General features: G+C 40.1%; 10 protein-coding genes. 7 read left to right on the top strand and 3 right to left on the bottom strand.

Annotation, left to right across the window (positions count from 1 at the left end):
• The first annotated feature begins 26 nt into the window (after nt 1–26).
• The 7 genes from H1A14_RS14980 to H1A14_RS14955 all read left to right on the top strand — a co-directional run bounded on the left by H1A14_RS14980 (nt 27) and on the right by H1A14_RS14955 (nt 9,194).
• A complete protein-coding gene (locus tag H1A14_RS14980; protein ID WP_228527802.1) occupies nt 27–3,506 on the top strand; it encodes a hypothetical protein in 3,480 nt (1,159 codons plus the stop codon).
• Nucleotides 3,507–3,569: 63 nt separating this feature from the next.
• Complete coding sequence (locus H1A14_RS14975; RefSeq protein ID WP_194777090.1) at nt 3,570–4,274, top strand: SDR family oxidoreductase; 705 nt, start codon at nt 3,570–3,572, stop codon at nt 4,272–4,274.
• Nucleotides 4,275–4,282: 8 nt separating this feature from the next.
• The gene (gene ispG / locus H1A14_RS14970) at nt 4,283–6,280 is read left to right on the top strand and encodes a (E)-4-hydroxy-3-methylbut-2-enyl-diphosphate synthase (RefSeq protein WP_194777089.1); all 1,998 of its coding nucleotides are present in this window, start codon (nt 4,283–4,285) and stop codon (nt 6,278–6,280) included.
• Between the two features lie 51 nt (nt 6,281–6,331).
• Nucleotides 6,332–6,532, top strand: coding sequence for a DUF6728 family protein (locus H1A14_RS23205; RefSeq protein WP_228527801.1), 201 nt, complete (start codon nt 6,332–6,334; stop codon nt 6,530–6,532).
• Between the two features lie 15 nt (nt 6,533–6,547).
• Complete coding sequence (locus H1A14_RS14965; RefSeq protein WP_194777088.1) at nt 6,548–6,898, top strand: MmcQ/YjbR family DNA-binding protein; 351 nt, start codon at nt 6,548–6,550, stop codon at nt 6,896–6,898.
• Nucleotides 6,895–7,848: an ABC transporter ATP-binding protein gene (locus tag H1A14_RS14960; RefSeq protein ID WP_194777087.1), complete on the top strand. Its 954-nt coding sequence runs from the start codon at nt 6,895–6,897 to the stop codon at nt 7,846–7,848. The genes H1A14_RS14965 and H1A14_RS14960 overlap by 4 nt, the downstream gene beginning before the upstream one ends.
• Nucleotides 7,849–8,270: 422 nt before the next feature.
• A complete protein-coding gene (locus H1A14_RS14955; RefSeq protein ID WP_194777086.1) occupies nt 8,271–9,194 on the top strand; it encodes a hypothetical protein in 924 nt (307 codons plus the stop codon).
• A gap of 6 nt (nt 9,195–9,200) precedes the next feature.
• Here the strand turns inward: H1A14_RS14955 and H1A14_RS14950 are convergent, their stop codons facing one another.
• The 3 genes from H1A14_RS14950 to proS form a co-directional block, all read right to left on the bottom strand.
• Entirely contained in the window at nt 9,201–9,722 is a 522-nt protein-coding gene (locus H1A14_RS14950) for an FKBP-type peptidyl-prolyl cis-trans isomerase (RefSeq protein ID WP_194777085.1), read from the bottom strand.
• A 433-nt stretch (nt 9,723–10,155) separates the two neighbouring features.
• Nucleotides 10,156–12,930 (bottom strand): leucine--tRNA ligase, encoded by a 2,775-nt coding sequence (gene leuS / locus H1A14_RS14945; protein ID WP_194777084.1) that lies wholly within the window; start codon nt 12,928–12,930, stop codon nt 10,156–10,158.
• Nucleotides 12,931–13,059: 129 nt separating this feature from the next.
• On the bottom strand, nt 13,060–14,541 hold the full coding sequence (proS, locus tag H1A14_RS14940) for a proline--tRNA ligase (protein ID WP_194777083.1): 1,482 nt from the start codon (nt 14,539–14,541) through the stop codon (nt 13,060–13,062).
• Nucleotides 14,542–14,636 lie beyond the last annotated feature (95 nt).

Genomic DNA, 14,636 nt, shown 5'->3' with positions numbered 1-14,636 from the left:
CTTAGAGACGGAATTTTGTGCTGGACATGCTTAATCTGAGGTCTTTTTTCTTAGTCACCTATTTGATTTCAGGGGTATTCTTTTTTGCGGATGGTCAAGAGCTTGACTGTAAATGGTTGTCTTTTGAGCAGACCCAAGGTGAATTTTATCTGGATTCCCTATCGGTATTGGAGAGCTCTATCCGCGTATTGGATAAAAATGGGAAGGGGAGGGCCTTTACTTATGACATTAATTCCGGCAAAATCCGTTTGGAAAGTAATGATGCAACTGATCCTCCAGATTCTTTGCAGTTCTGCTACCAAAGGTTACCATATCGTTTTCACAGTGTATATGCCAAAAGGTCTCTGATGGTGGATTATGACTCCAATGCGGTATTCAAGGACAACCGGGTAAAAGCCACAGAGGTATTTGATTTTAGAGAAGAAATATTCCCTAGTTCTAACCTCAATAAATCAGGAAATCTTACCCGAGGGATATCCTTTGGCAATGCACAGAACGTATTTGTCAATTCTTCCCTCAACCTGCAAATGGACGGCCAATTGGCCGACAACCTACATATCCGAGCCAGTATCACAGATCAAAATGTCCCTTTCCAGCCTGAGGGCAACACCCAGCAAATACAGGATTTTGATAATGTGTTGATAGAGCTTTACAATGACAAATTTAACCTGGCAGCAGGCGATATTGTCCTCCAACAAAGGCGGTCAGAATTTCTGAGATATTACAAAAATGTCCAAGGACTGCAATTCACCTCAGATTATCAGATGAATAGCAAATGGCGGGCTTCAACGCAAGCAGGCGCTTCAGTGGCCAAGGGAAGATTTGCATCCGTACAACTGGAAATTTTGGAGGGCGTGTTAGGCCCCTACCGGATCAGGGGGCCACAAAATGAGCGATTTGTCATCGTTATGGCGAATTCAGAAAGGGTTTTTTTGGATGGGAGGCAATTAAAACGAGGGTTCAATTATGATTATGTCATTGATTACAATCAGGGTGAAATCACATTTACAACCAATGTAATCATCACCCAATATTCTCGGGTGAGGATTGATTATGAATTTTCAGAGCGCAACTTTACCCGGTCGATTCTGACTGCCAACCATATTCAGGAAACAGACAAGGTAAGCTTTTACATCAACTATTACCGAGAACAGGACAATCGAAACAGGCCCCTGTTTTTTGAATTTTCAGATGCAGATAAACAGTTGTTGGCTAGTGTAGGCAATGATGTTGAAAATGCCGCAGTGCCACGGGTAGACAGCATAGCTTTTGACCCAAACAGGATCATGTATAAGAGGGTCTTAGATGTTCTTCCTTCCGGGGAGACCCTTCAATATTATGCGTATTCTACTGATAGGGAGTTGGCCCATTTTGTGATTGGCTTTACGGAAGTAGGACAGGGGAAGGGAGATTATATCAGGCGGCAACAATTGGCCAATGGCACTGTGTATGAATTCGTCCCACCTGTTGGAGGCAATTCACAAGGAAATTATTCCATACTTTCGGCCTTACCGGCGCCAAATAAGAAGCAAATGATCACAGCCGGAACAAGGATCAAATTGAGTCCCTATGAACAAGTGTACACAGAAGTAGCCCTATCGAACCAAGATCAAAATCTTTTTTCTGAAATTGGAAATGAGAACAATACCGGATTGGCAATCAAATCCGGAATACAATCAGAAAACCGGCAACTGTCCATTTTGAAATCCTACAGAATCAAAAGCATGATAGAAATGGAGTACAACTCCGCTTCCTTTTCATTTATTGACCGGCTACGTTACATAGAATTTGATAGGGATTGGAGTCTAGACCAAGGACAATTGGAACAACCTGGGTCAGAAAGGATCTTGGTAGCTGGATTTGAGGCCGTCAAAAACATAGATAACCTTCTGTCCTATCACTTTAATTTTCGAAACAGGGGGAATGTTTTAAATGGAACCCAGCAGAGGGCAAAGTGGAATCAGAATTTAGGGTCCAGATTTTTCATCAAAAACGATGTTTTTGTTTTGAATTCTGATGTGAGTGATTTCAACTCAAAATGGTTGAGGTATTCCGGAGAAGTCAAATACAGGTCAAAGATTTTCATCCCAGGGTATTTTTTGGAAATTGATCAAAATGAAGTCCGTAATCAGGAACGGGACAGCGTGGTTAGCACGGCCATGAATTTTGTGGCGCACCAGTTTTTCCTGAAATCCAACGATACGTTACCCTATTCATTTTTTGCGGATGCTACTTGGAGAGAGGATCAGTTTCCGATCAATGGTGAGATGATGCCGGATACAAGAGCCTTTACCACTAATTATGGCCTTCAAAAAGTAATGGGGAAGCACGATGTAAAAGGCACCTTTACCTTTAGAAAGTTATCTTTCATAGAAAAGGATCTTCAGGATGAAACAACCATCATGGGCCGATTGGATTATCTGGGTAATTTGATGAACAATAATTTCCGAAATGAACTGAGCTATGCCATTGCAAATGGGAGGGAGTTGAGAAGGGAGTTTGTTTTTCTACCTGTTCCTACTGGCGAGGGCACTCACACGTGGCGAGATGACAACAACGATGGCATTCAACAACTCAATGAATTTTATCTGGCCATCAATCCGGAGGAGAAAAACTTCATCAAAGTGTTTGTTCCAACCGATGTTTACATTCAGGCTTATACCACCTTGTTCAATTACCGCCTAAATGCAAAGTTTCCAGATGACTGGAGGGAAAATGGAGGATTAAAAAAGTTCTTGCAAAGGTTCTCCAACAATACAAGTTGGAATGTGGAGAAAAAAATCACGGCGAATGATTTTTGGAGTAGAATAAGTCCGTTTACTTCAGGCATAGGGGATGAGGACCTCATATCCGTCAGACAAGTGTTCAGATCTACTTTCTTTTTTAATCGAGCTTCAGCGAAGTATGGTTTTGACATGTCCTACTTTGATAGCCAAAACAAACAACTGCTCTCTGGTGGTTTTGAGGATTTGATTCACCAGGATTGGCGCTTGAACACAAGGTTTAATTTCAATTCAAACCTTAACTTCCGGTTTCTTTTAAATCAAGGATCAAGAATTTCAGCTTCTGATTTTTTGGACAACCGGAATTATTGGATTCGGCAGAATGGCATGGGACCGGAATTATCCTGGCAACCCTCTTCCGTATTCAGAGCTACTTCTACCTACCATTTTACCCATAAAATTAATCTGGCTAATTCAGAGTTGGAAGAGGTGTCGAGGCTTCATCAAGTCGGTTTTGATATGCGGTATGCAAAGGCCATCAAAACCACCCTGAATGGAAACTTGAATTATACTTACATCAGTTATAATGGCAATGTAAATTCACCTACAGGATATGAAATGCTCCAAGCGCTCACTTTGGGTAATAATTTTCTATGGAGTCTCAATTGGCTTCAAAAGATTGGGGAGGGGCTGCAACTGAACATGGTTTATGAGGGGAGAAATTCTCAAGGACTCGACAGAGTCATTCATACCGGAAGAATGCAAGTATCTGCATTGTTTTAAAAGAAAAAATGTAACTTTGTTGGACTTAATTAGTTGTCATACTAACTATTAAAACACGAACAAATGTCTAAGAGCATACTGGTGACTGGAGGGACCAAAGGAATAGGTAAGGCTATAATTTACCGTTTTGCAAAAGAAGGTTTTGATATAGCTACTTGCTCTAGAAACAACAGTGATCTGGAAACAATCAAGGAGGAATTAGCAGAAAAGTTCCCCGGGATTAGCGTTACAGCTTTTCAGGCAGATCTTTCAGACAAAAAACAGGTGATAGCATTTGCTGACATGGTAAAGAAAACAACTATTCCAGACGTTTTAGTAAACAATACAGGTACTTTCTTACCAGGATCCATACACAGCGAACCTGAAGGCAATTTTGAACTAATGATGCATACCAATCTTTTTTCAGCTTATTATCTCACTAGAGCCTTTACCCCAGCCATGATAACCAGAAAACAAGGCCATATATTTACCATTGGCTCTATTGCCGGATTGACAGCCTATGCCAATGGAGGAAGTTATGCCATTTCAAAATGGGCCATGTTGGGATTGACCAAATGCCTTAGACAGGAACTACTGGAATATAATATTAAGGTAACTTCCATCCTGCCAGGTGCAACCTATACTTCAAGTTGGGAGGGTGTGGATATTCCAGTTGAAAGGTTCATGAAATCTGAAGATGTTGCCGAAACAGTTTGGGGAGCCTATAACCTTTCTCCTTATTCTGTTGTTGAGGAAGTAGTGATCAGACCGCAATTAGGAGATTTATAAATCGAATCATGCAATTGAAAACTTTATCACAAATAAGCAACTACTGCGACAGTTTGACTCGCTACTCCAGAAGGAAAACCATTCCGGTCAAAGTAGGAGATGTGTATATAGGGGGTGATCATCCCATTGTAGTCCAATCTATGACCACCGTCGATACTATGGATACCCAAGGTTCGATACAACAATGCATCCGGATGATCGAAAGTGGATGTCAATTGCTCAGAATCACCGCCCCGAGTATCAAAGAGGCCGAAAACCTTCGCAAGATCAAATCAGGCTTACGGGAAATGGGTTACGCAACTCCTTTGGTGGCTGACATCCATTTCACGCCCAATGCGGCTGAAGTGGCGGCTAAGATTGTGGAGAAAGTAAGAATCAATCCGGGAAATTATGCGGATAAGAAAAAATTTGAAGTAATCAATTATACAGATCAGGGATATCAGGAAGAACTGGAAAGAATTAGGGATCGTTTTTTACCCTTGGTGAAAATATGTAAAGCGCATGGTACAGCCATGCGGATCGGGACCAACCATGGGTCACTATCAGATCGCATCATGAGCCGATATGGTGATACCCCGCTAGGTATGGTAGAGTCTGCACTGGAGTTTTTAAGGATATGCGAGGAGGAGCATTATTTTGATATTGTCATTAGTATGAAGGCCTCCAATACCCAAGTGATGGTACAGGCCTACCGGTTGTTGGTTCAGAAATTGAATGAAGGCAACTTTAAACCCTACCCTCTTCACTTAGGAGTGACGGAGGCTGGTGATGGAGAGGATGGTAGAATCAAATCAGCGGTGGGCATTGGAACACTGTTAGAAGATGGCTTAGGAGATACAGTAAGGGTTTCACTGACTGAGGACCCAGAATTGGAATCTCCGGTTGCCAAAGCTTTGATCGATCGATATCTGGGTAGAGAAAATCATCCACCCATCAAAGGGCTTAACATTTACCCTCTAAATCCTTTTGAATACCAAAAAAGAAAAAGTCAGGAGGTGGGTAATTTCGGAGGAAGCAATGTGCCTAGGGTTATTGCTGACATTTCTCATTTGGAGGCCGTTCAGGAAAAAGAGATGAAGGCAGTAGGACATTTTTACCTTCCTGAACTGGATAAATGGAAGATGAATGATCTGGGATGTGATTATGTTTATTCTGGAGATTTTCCCATTCCATTTATGCTTCCCAACGGGATGAAGGAGATTCAAAACCATGCCATTTGGCACAATGGCGATGATAGGAAGAACAAATTCCCGTATTATAACTGGTCCACCATTCAAAGGGCAGAAAGTTTTCATCCTGAATTGAACTTTCTAGGAGTAAAAGACTTGGAGATAGAAGAACTCCTGCCATTTATCATGGAAAGGCCTGCACTTAATTTGGTTTTGATATTGGAAAGTGATAACCCTCACAACCTCGCTGCCTTACGAAGAGCCTTTATCGCTTTGATCGAAAATAAAGTCTTTTTCCCTGTAGTTGTCAAAGTAAATTATCCCAATCAATCGACAGATTTGACCATGCTGTATGCTGGGACTGATGTTGGAGGATTGTTGATTGACGGTTTAGGAGAAGGAATCATGCTTGGACTTAAAAATCAAAAACATGAAGACAGGTCCGCGATAGTCGATCAGATAAAATTAAACAATTCCGTGAGTTTTGGGGTACTTCAAGCAGCAAGGACAAGGATGTCCAAAACAGAATACATCTCCTGTCCTTCCTGCGGCAGGACCTTATTCGACCTACAAGAAACTACGGCCATGATCAGGAAAAGGACAGATCACCTCAAAGGAGTAAAAATTGGAATCATGGGCTGTATAGTAAACGGGCCTGGAGAAATGGCGGACGCTGACTATGGATACGTTGGGTCAGGTAAAGGTAAAATCACGCTGTATAAAGGAAAAGAAGTGGTAAAAAGGTCGGTGCCATCTGAAAAGGCTGTAGATGAATTGATACAAATCATCAAAGATGATGGACAGTGGTTAGAACCGGAAGTTGGTGAATTGTGTTAGGTAATCGCTGACCAACAGCTCCAGGCATTCGAACTTGAAAATTGAAAACTCATGTCAGATAAAAACAACAACAGATTAAAGGAATTTTTTCAATTGGGAGAAGTGGGGAGATATTTTTTTCGGGTTTTCGGAAAACCTGACCCCAATCAAAAAAGCAATTTCAATCTCAGGATGATGCATGGAATCAACAAGATTTCTATTTTAATTTTCTTGGGAGCTGTTATTATATGGGTAATAAAAAGATTGACTTAAATCAAATGTCAGATAATGACCATCACTTTTTTTCGTCAGTATTGTCTTTCCAAAGCAAATGCATCAGAAGATACTCCTTTTGATGCAAACACCCTGTGTTTTAAGGTTGGAGGGAAAATATTTGCCATTATTGATATTGAATTGTTTGAAAGTGTCAACCTGAAATGTGAACCGGAAAGAGCGGTTAACCTGAGGGAAGAGTATGCAGGCATTCAACCCGGTTACCACATGAATAAAAAACACTGGAATACGGTGCCATTTGATGGATCTGTACCCGATAAACTTATTTTAGAATTGGTTGATCATTCCTATGACTTGATTTTTTCAAGTCTTCCAGCCAAGATTAGGGATCAAATCAACCTATGAACATTCTTCGAATTCAAAATATTTCTAAGACCTATTCGGATCGAGAAAAAGCCCTAGTTGGATTTAGTTTAAATATTCAAAGAGGAACTGTGCTTTCCATTGTAGGTGAAAGTGGTTCAGGTAAAAGTACTTTACTCCGAATTGTGGCAGGACTAGAAGTTCAAGATCACGGAACCGTTCATTTTGGCGATTTGAAAATTCAGAATCCGGAAGAAAAATTGGTGCCAGGATATGATGAAATTCAGCTCGTTCACCAAGAATACCGTCTCTACCCGAATTCTACAGTTGAGGAAAACATTTCGAGACCCTTATTGCAATATGAAAAATCCTATAGAAAGTCAAGGGTTGAGTATCTTTTGGATTTGCTCACTTTAAAGACCCATCGCAAAAAATTGCCAAAGCAACTTTCAGGTGGTCAGCAGCAAAAGGTAGCCATAGGTAGAGCCTTAAGCTTAGAACCAGAAGTTTTATTATTGGATGAGCCATTCAGTAGTTTAGACACCATTCAGAGAAGGGAATTGATATCGGAACTAAAGGAGCTGTTGGAGGATCTGAAAATCACCGTATTGTTTGTGACCCATGATCTTGATGATGCTTTACAGATGTCTGATGAGTTATGCATTCTTCAAAAAGGTAAAATTATACAAATGGGAAAGGCAGAGGAAATATTTAGAAAACCCAAAAGCATTTATGCGGCTAAATTATTTAGCCATCTCAATAAGATACCCAATGAATCTCATGCTTACATCAGACCATCTGACATAGAATTATTTAGAACCAAAGGAATTAAAGCTAAAATCACGGATAGACAATATCTGATTCATTATAATCAATTGACTGTTTTGTTATCCAGTGGCGAAAGCTGGAAAGTTGAAGATAAAAAGCGGGCTTTTGAGATTGGGCAACATATATTTTTGAAGTATGATCCCTCCAATTTGATTTATTTCTGAAGCACATTTAAAACAATTTTCGTCCTTTCAGGTTATTAATTCGCTTTACTCACCATCCGAATGACGAATTTTAACAACGATCGATAAGATTCAAATCTTTGAAATTGGTTTTAAAAAACTTTGAATTAAATTTTGGATCAATAATTGATACTAAATCTTAGAAGCGTTAATCCAATTTACCTTTTTATAGTTTAAATTAGACTATATTAGGATAGAAAAAATCAGAAAGGAATTAATTTTAATTCAAATGATTGATAATTCTAAGCAGAGTTAGTAAAAAAAATTATCTATTTGTACAATAAAACATTACTATAATTATTTTTTACTATTAGTTTAGTAATCTGTAAATATTTTTTATTATCTAAATTTTATTTATCTTGCTGATTGACAATTACAACAACACTTATGTAAATTATTTTTTTATGAGTACCCTAACCCTAAACAATGTGATGTATGATCGTAACTCCATCTATGGTTACGAAAGTCTCAATGAGTCTCAGTATGTGGAAAAGTTGTTTGAAGAACTCAAACAATACTTGGGCGTGGATTTTGAAAATTACGAATTCTTTGTTTTTGCCCATTCCGAATTTGACCAGCTTCCGCAGAGCATTGCGCATAAATCCGGGAAAAAGAAAGTGTTATATTACATCGCTGATTCGACTGGGCATGATCCAAGCTACCTATCAGATGAATATTTTTTGGTTTTCAAAACCCATATGCGGGATTCCTATGAGTCAGACAATGTTGTTCCGGTCCCATTGGGTTATGTCAATGATGTGCCGGCGTTTCCCATTACGCCTATCCATGAAAGACCATTAAATGTTTTTTTCAGTGGAGACCTCAATAGAAACAGATTAGACCTTTACAGAAGTTTTTCCGCTTTGAGATATTTTATGCCCAAAAAGGGATACCCTACGGAACAGTTTAGACAATTTTTATTGAGTATAAAGAAAGACTTTAGTGATTATTTTAAAGATTCCTTGATTGTATTCAATAACGGATTTAAAACAGGACTTGACCAACAAGAATATGGTAAAGTTCTCGCTGAAAGCAAGATCGTTTTAGCACCAAGTGGGTTTTCCAGACCAGAATGTTTTAGACATATTGAGGCCATGCGGGCAGGATGTGTCATCATTTCTGATAAGCTACCTGAAAAGGAGTTTTATACAGATTCTCCCATTATTCAAGTGGACAATTGGAAAGAAGGTTTGAGTAAGGCCAAAAAACTCTTATCTGATAAACCAATGTTGCAGGATTATCACCTGCGAACTGTGGATTGGTGGGAAAATGTGTGTTCAGAAAAAGCAGTAGCCCAATACATGGGAGATAAACTCAGGCAATTTTAATTTTGATCAGTGTGTGTCATCTTCCCCATGAACGTGTCCATGTTCGATTTCTGATTCAGTAGCTGCCCTTACTTCGTAAATCTCTCCTTCAAAATGTAAATCGAATCCAACCAAAGGATGGTTAAAATCCAATAAAATTTCTGATTCCATCACATTAAGGACTTTTGCTTGCATAGGATTTCCCTGCTCATCCACTAAAGGCAAGAAGTTTCCCTCTACCAACATTTCTTCTGTAAAGCCGCGCTCCTCAGAAAATTGATCTTTCCCGATACGCATGACCATTTCATCATCAGTAGGCCCATAAGCCTCCTCCAGTAGAATGGTAAAATTAAATGCTTCCCCTTTTACTTTCCCCTTCAACAGTTCTTCAAATTTTTCTGGCAGGCCACTATTTCCGTACAAAAAATAAAACGGATCCTCCCCATCTCTTATTTCAACGCTGAAAGGGGCAGAGGCGACCCCGTCCTCCTCTTTACTGATCTTTAACTCGTAGGTTAAACCAACTACTGTATTATTTCTTATTTCCATTTTGATTAAGTTAACACTTAAATTACGATAAGCAGTACATATCAGACTATATCTATGATCAAATAATAAAGTCAGATTTTAGTTTCAAATTATTTAATGGCCCCATTGATCATAAGAGCTAGAATACACAGCATAGTCAAGACAAAAACAAGAAAAAGCTTATTCCACTTTTTCAAACAAAAAAGTGCAATTGAAGAAATAAACAACCCTGCGAACAATAACCCAAAAATTAAGAAAACCCTGAGATATAATGATTCACTTTGATGAAAATAGGGATAATCAATTTCTTCTGAAGCCTTCAAAATCAGTGGTTTTTTCCAGAGGACATGGTTGGCCCATTCTTTTAAATAAGCATAGGCAAAAATCCCTGAGGCTAAAACAGTCGCAAAAGCAACAAAAAACCTGTCCATTTTTCAGTAGTATTTGATTGGTGTCAAATGACAATGTTGACAATTTTACCGGGAACGACTATCACTTTTTTTGGGGTTTTACCTTCAAGCCATTTTTGAACGGTAGCATCTGCCATGGCAAACTTTTCTATCTCCTCTCTGCCCAAACCCAAGGGTAAGGGTAGTTTAGCACGCATCCTCCCGTTGATGGAGATCGGGTACTCGTGGTTACTTTCTACCAAATGGCCTTCCTCAAAATTGGGGAAATTACTTTCCAAAATGGAGGATTGATGTCCCAAGATGGACCACAATTCTTCAGCAATGTGTGGTGCAAAAGGAGATAAGATGATGACCAAGGGTTCTAAAACCGCTTTTTTGTTGCATTTTAAGGCAGTTAGCTCGTTGACACAGATCATGAAGCTGGAAACAGAAGTATTGAAGCTGTAATTTGCCAGGTCTTCTTCGGTTTTCTTGATGGCTTTGTGTAAGGCCTTCAATTCTTCTTGGGTAGCAGGGGCGTCTGATATAGACACTTTGTCATTGTTGTCGTGGAAAAGCCTCCAAAGTTTTTTCAGGAATTTAAAGACCCCGTCTATGCCATTGGTGTTCCATGGTTTAAATTGTTCCAAAGGACCTAAAAACATTTCATACAGTCTCAGTGTGTCTGCCCCATATCTTTCAATGATGTCATCAGGATTGACCACATTGTATCTGGATTTAGACATTTTTTCCACTTCTGCACCACAGAGGTACTTGTCATTCTCTAAAATAAACTCTACATTTTCTAAATCGGGTCTCCATGCTTTGAATTGCGCTAAGTTGAGCTGATCATTGTAGACCATGTTTACATCTACATGCATAGAGGAAGTATCATATTCGTCCTTTAATCCATGGCTAACAAAAGTATTCGTCCCTTTGATTCGATAAACAAAATTAGACCTTCCCTGAATCATGCCTTGGTTGATCATTTTCTGAAAAGGCTCTTCTATGGGAACTGCGCCTATGTCATATAGAAATTTTGTCCAAAATCTGGAATAAAGCAGGTGTCCGGTTGCATGCTCGGCACCTCCTATATACAAGTCTACCGCTCCCCAGTATTTGGCCTTTTCTGGATCCACGAATTTAGTTTCATTGTTCGGGTCCATGTATCGGAAAAAGTACCAACTCGAACCCGCCCAGCCTGGCATGGTACTTTTCTCAAGTGGGAAATCTCCCTCATCGGTGGTGTAAGTCCAGTTTTTTGCCCTTCCCAAAGGTGGTTCCCCGTCGGCGGTAGGCAAATATTTATCCACCTCCGGCAAGACCAATGGAAGGTCATTTTCATGGATCAAGTAGGGTAATCCCTCTTTAAAGTACACAGGTAAAGGTTCCCCCCAGTAGCGTTGCCGAGTAAATATGGCATCTCGCATCCTGTATTGTATTTTCCCTTTTCCGATTTTATTTTTCTCTAAAAATTCAATGGCTTTTTCCATGGCTTCCTTCATAGGCAAATTGCTGATAAAGCCTGAATTAATGATGGTTCCGTCTTTTCCAGGAAAAGAGCCATGTTCCATACTTCCTGCAATTACCTGCCTGATCTCCAAACCAAAATGCTTTGCAAAATTGTAATCCCGCTCATCATGCCCGGGTACCGCCATCACTGCACCCGTACCATAACCCGCAAGGACATAATCTGCCACCCAAATTGGTATCTCTTCTCCATTGAATGGGTTGATGGCATAAGATCCAGTAAAAACCCCGGAGATGGTTTTGACATCACTCATCCTGTCACGTTCTGAGCGGTTTTTGGCCACCTCTACATATTGTTGAACAGTCGATTTTTGTCCGTCCGTGATCAATGGATTGACCAAATCACTTTCCGGGGCCAAAGCCAGATAAGTGACTCCATAGATAGTGTCTATTCTTGTGGTAAAGACTTTAATCTTAAGGTCTTGGTCTTTGACTTGAAAAACCATCTCGGCACCTATAGATTTACCTATCCAATTGCGCTGCATTTCTTTGATCGGTTCAGACCAATCCAAATTTTCCAATCCATGCAGTAATCTTTCAGCATAGGCTGTAATACGCATGCTCCATTGCATCATTTTTTTTCTTTCCACAGGATGGCCACCCCTTTCGGAAAAGCCATCCTTGACCTCGTCATTAGAAAGGACAGTGCCTAGAGCTGGACACCAATTCACAGTGGTTTCTGACAAAAAGGCCAACCTGTATTTTAAGAGGATACCCTGTTTTTCATTTTCACTTAAGCTATCCCAATCGCCTGCTGTGAAATGAGGCGTATCTTCATCGCAGACTGCCATGACCTCATTATTACCTTCTTTTTTAAAAGTGGCTATAAGGGATTGAATGGAGGTAGCTTTATTGGTTTTCAGATCATAGTAGCTATCAAAAAGCTGCATAAATATCCACTGGGTCCATCGGTAATAAGCTGGATCAGAGGTTCTTACCTCCTTACTCCAGTCAAATGCAAAACCAATGTTTTTCAACTGCTCAGTATATCTTCGGATATTTTGTTCGGTGGTGATGGCGGGGTGTTGTCCGGTTTGGATAGCATATTGCTCAGCTGGTAGTCCGAAGGAATCATAGCCCATGGGATGAAGGACATTAAAGCCCTTTAACCTTTTGTATCTAGAAATGATATCAGAGGCAATATAGCCTAGGGGATGGCCAACATGAAGTCCTGCACCTGAGGGGTAGGGAAACATATCCAAAGCATAAAACTTTGGCTTGCTGCGATCAATCGAAGCCTCAAAAAGCCGATTACCTTCCCAAACTTTTTGCCATTTCTTCTCTATTTCTTGAAAATTATATGTCCCCATGATGAGCAAATTGATTACAGTAGTGTGAATTGCTTGCAAAAATAGAAAAAAATTGAGTGGTTACCCGATGAAAGTGAAAATCTTCACCCCTCAACGGTTACCACTCTTTCATATTAATTGACTTGGAATTTAATAAGCACGGGCAAATAAAACCCTACCCTTGGAGGGATTGCCAGTCAGAATACATGCACCTGCTTCTTCCTTTTGGTCAAGGGGAATGCAGCGAATGGTCGCCTTGGTCAATTCTTTGATTTTTTCTTCCGTTTCGGAAGTTCCATCCCAATGGGCAGAAACGAAGCCTCCATTTTTGTCTAATATTTCCTGGAATTCGGTCCAAGAATTGGCTTCAGTAGTTTTTTCTTCCTTGAATTTTAAGGCTTTTTGGTAGATGTTTTCCTGTATTTCCTCCAGCAAGTGCTCAATTTTATTTATTAGGTTGCTTGTTTTTAAATCTACAGTTTCTTTTGACAGGGTATCTCTTCTTGCCAATTCAATGGTTTGGTTTTCCAAATCCCTTGGCCCTATCGCAATTCTCAAAGGTATGCCCTTCAGTTCATATTCAGCAAATTTCCAACCTGGTTTGTAGGTGTCCCTGTCATCAAATTTTACAGATATTCCCTTTTCCTTCAAACTCTTAGCAATTTCCTTGGCCTGTATAGAGATTTTTTCAAGCTCTTCCTCACTTTTGAAAATCGGGACAATCACCACTTGAATTGGGGCTAATTTTGGTGGAAGGACCAATCCATTGTCATCTGAATGGGCCATGATTAAGGCTCCCATCAGTCGGGTGCTTACCCCCCAAGAGGTACCCCAGACATAATCCAGTCCACCGGATTTTGTGGCAAATTTCACATCGAAGGCTTTTGCAAAATTTTGACCTAAGAAGTGGGATGTGCCTGCCTGCAATGCTTTGCCATCCTGCATCATGGCTTCTATACAATAAGTGTCCTCCGCTCCGGCAAACCTTTCATTCTCAGATTTGCGTCCTCTTACTACCGGCATGGCCATAAAGGATTCGGCAAATTCGGCATACACTTGCATCATTTGAACGGTTTCAGAAATGGCTTCTTCTTTGGTGGCATGAGCAGTATGTCCTTCCTGCCATAGAAACTCTGTTGTTCTCAAAAAAAGCCGTGTCCTCATTTCCCACCTGACCACATTGGCCCATTGGTTGACCAATAAAGGCAAATCCCTATAAGATTGAATCCAATTTTTATAAGTACTCCAGATGACGGTTTCTGAGGTGGGCCTCACAATTAATTCTTCTTCAAGCTTGGCTTCAGGGTCTACAATGACCCCTGAGCCATCTTCTGCATTTTTGAGTCTGTAGTGGGTCACTACTGCACATTCTTTGGCAAAGCCCTCTACATGGCTTGCTTCTTTGGACAAAAACGATTTGGGAATAAATAATGGAAAATAGGCATTGGTGTGACCAGTTTCCTTAAACATGTGGTCCAGTTGGGCCTGCATTTTTTCCCAAATAGAATAACCATAAGGTTTAATGACCATGCATCCCCTTACAGCTGAGTTTTCTGCTAAGTCAGCTCGCTTGACCAATTCATTGTACCATAAGGAATAATCCTCACTGCGCTTGGGTAATCCTTTGCTCATTACTATCTTTGTTGATTAAAAAAAACTATTTATATTGGTTTCTCGTAAGAGAGGCAAATATAAATTAAATATTATAACCCTCGTAGGTTTAAAGC

The organism is Pararhodonellum marinum (assembly GCF_015354735.1).
Taxonomy (GTDB): Bacteria; Bacteroidota; Bacteroidia; order Cytophagales; family Cyclobacteriaceae; genus Pararhodonellum; species Pararhodonellum marinum.
Note: the sequence above shows the minus strand (reverse complement) of the source record. Positions and strands in the feature narration are given on the sequence as shown.

What these genes read in the sequence shown, in the direction of transcription:
- H1A14_RS14975 (WP_194777090.1), top strand. Translation starts at nt 3,570, where the DNA reads ATGTCTAAGAGCATACTGGTGACTGGAGGGACCAAAGGAATAGGTAAG.
- ispG (WP_194777089.1), top strand. Translation starts at nt 4,283, where the DNA reads ATGCAATTGAAAACTTTATCACAAATAAGCAACTACTGCGACAGTTTG.
- H1A14_RS14965 (WP_194777088.1), top strand. Translation starts at nt 6,548, where the DNA reads ATGACCATCACTTTTTTTCGTCAGTATTGTCTTTCCAAAGCAAATGCA.
- proS (WP_194777083.1), bottom strand. Translation starts at nt 14,541, where the DNA reads ATGAGCAAAGGATTACCCAAGCGCAGTGAGGATTATTCCTTATGGTAC.
- H1A14_RS14960 (WP_194777087.1), top strand. Translation starts at nt 6,895, where the DNA reads ATGAACATTCTTCGAATTCAAAATATTTCTAAGACCTATTCGGATCGA.
- H1A14_RS14955 (WP_194777086.1), top strand. Translation starts at nt 8,271, where the DNA reads ATGAGTACCCTAACCCTAAACAATGTGATGTATGATCGTAACTCCATC.
- H1A14_RS14950 (WP_194777085.1), bottom strand. Translation starts at nt 9,722, where the DNA reads ATGGAAATAAGAAATAATACAGTAGTTGGTTTAACCTACGAGTTAAAG.
- H1A14_RS23205 (WP_228527801.1), top strand. Translation starts at nt 6,332, where the DNA reads ATGTCAGATAAAAACAACAACAGATTAAAGGAATTTTTTCAATTGGGA.
- leuS (WP_194777084.1), bottom strand. Translation starts at nt 12,930, where the DNA reads ATGGGGACATATAATTTTCAAGAAATAGAGAAGAAATGGCAAAAAGTT.
- H1A14_RS14980 (WP_228527802.1), top strand. Translation starts at nt 27, where the DNA reads ATGCTTAATCTGAGGTCTTTTTTCTTAGTCACCTATTTGATTTCAGGG.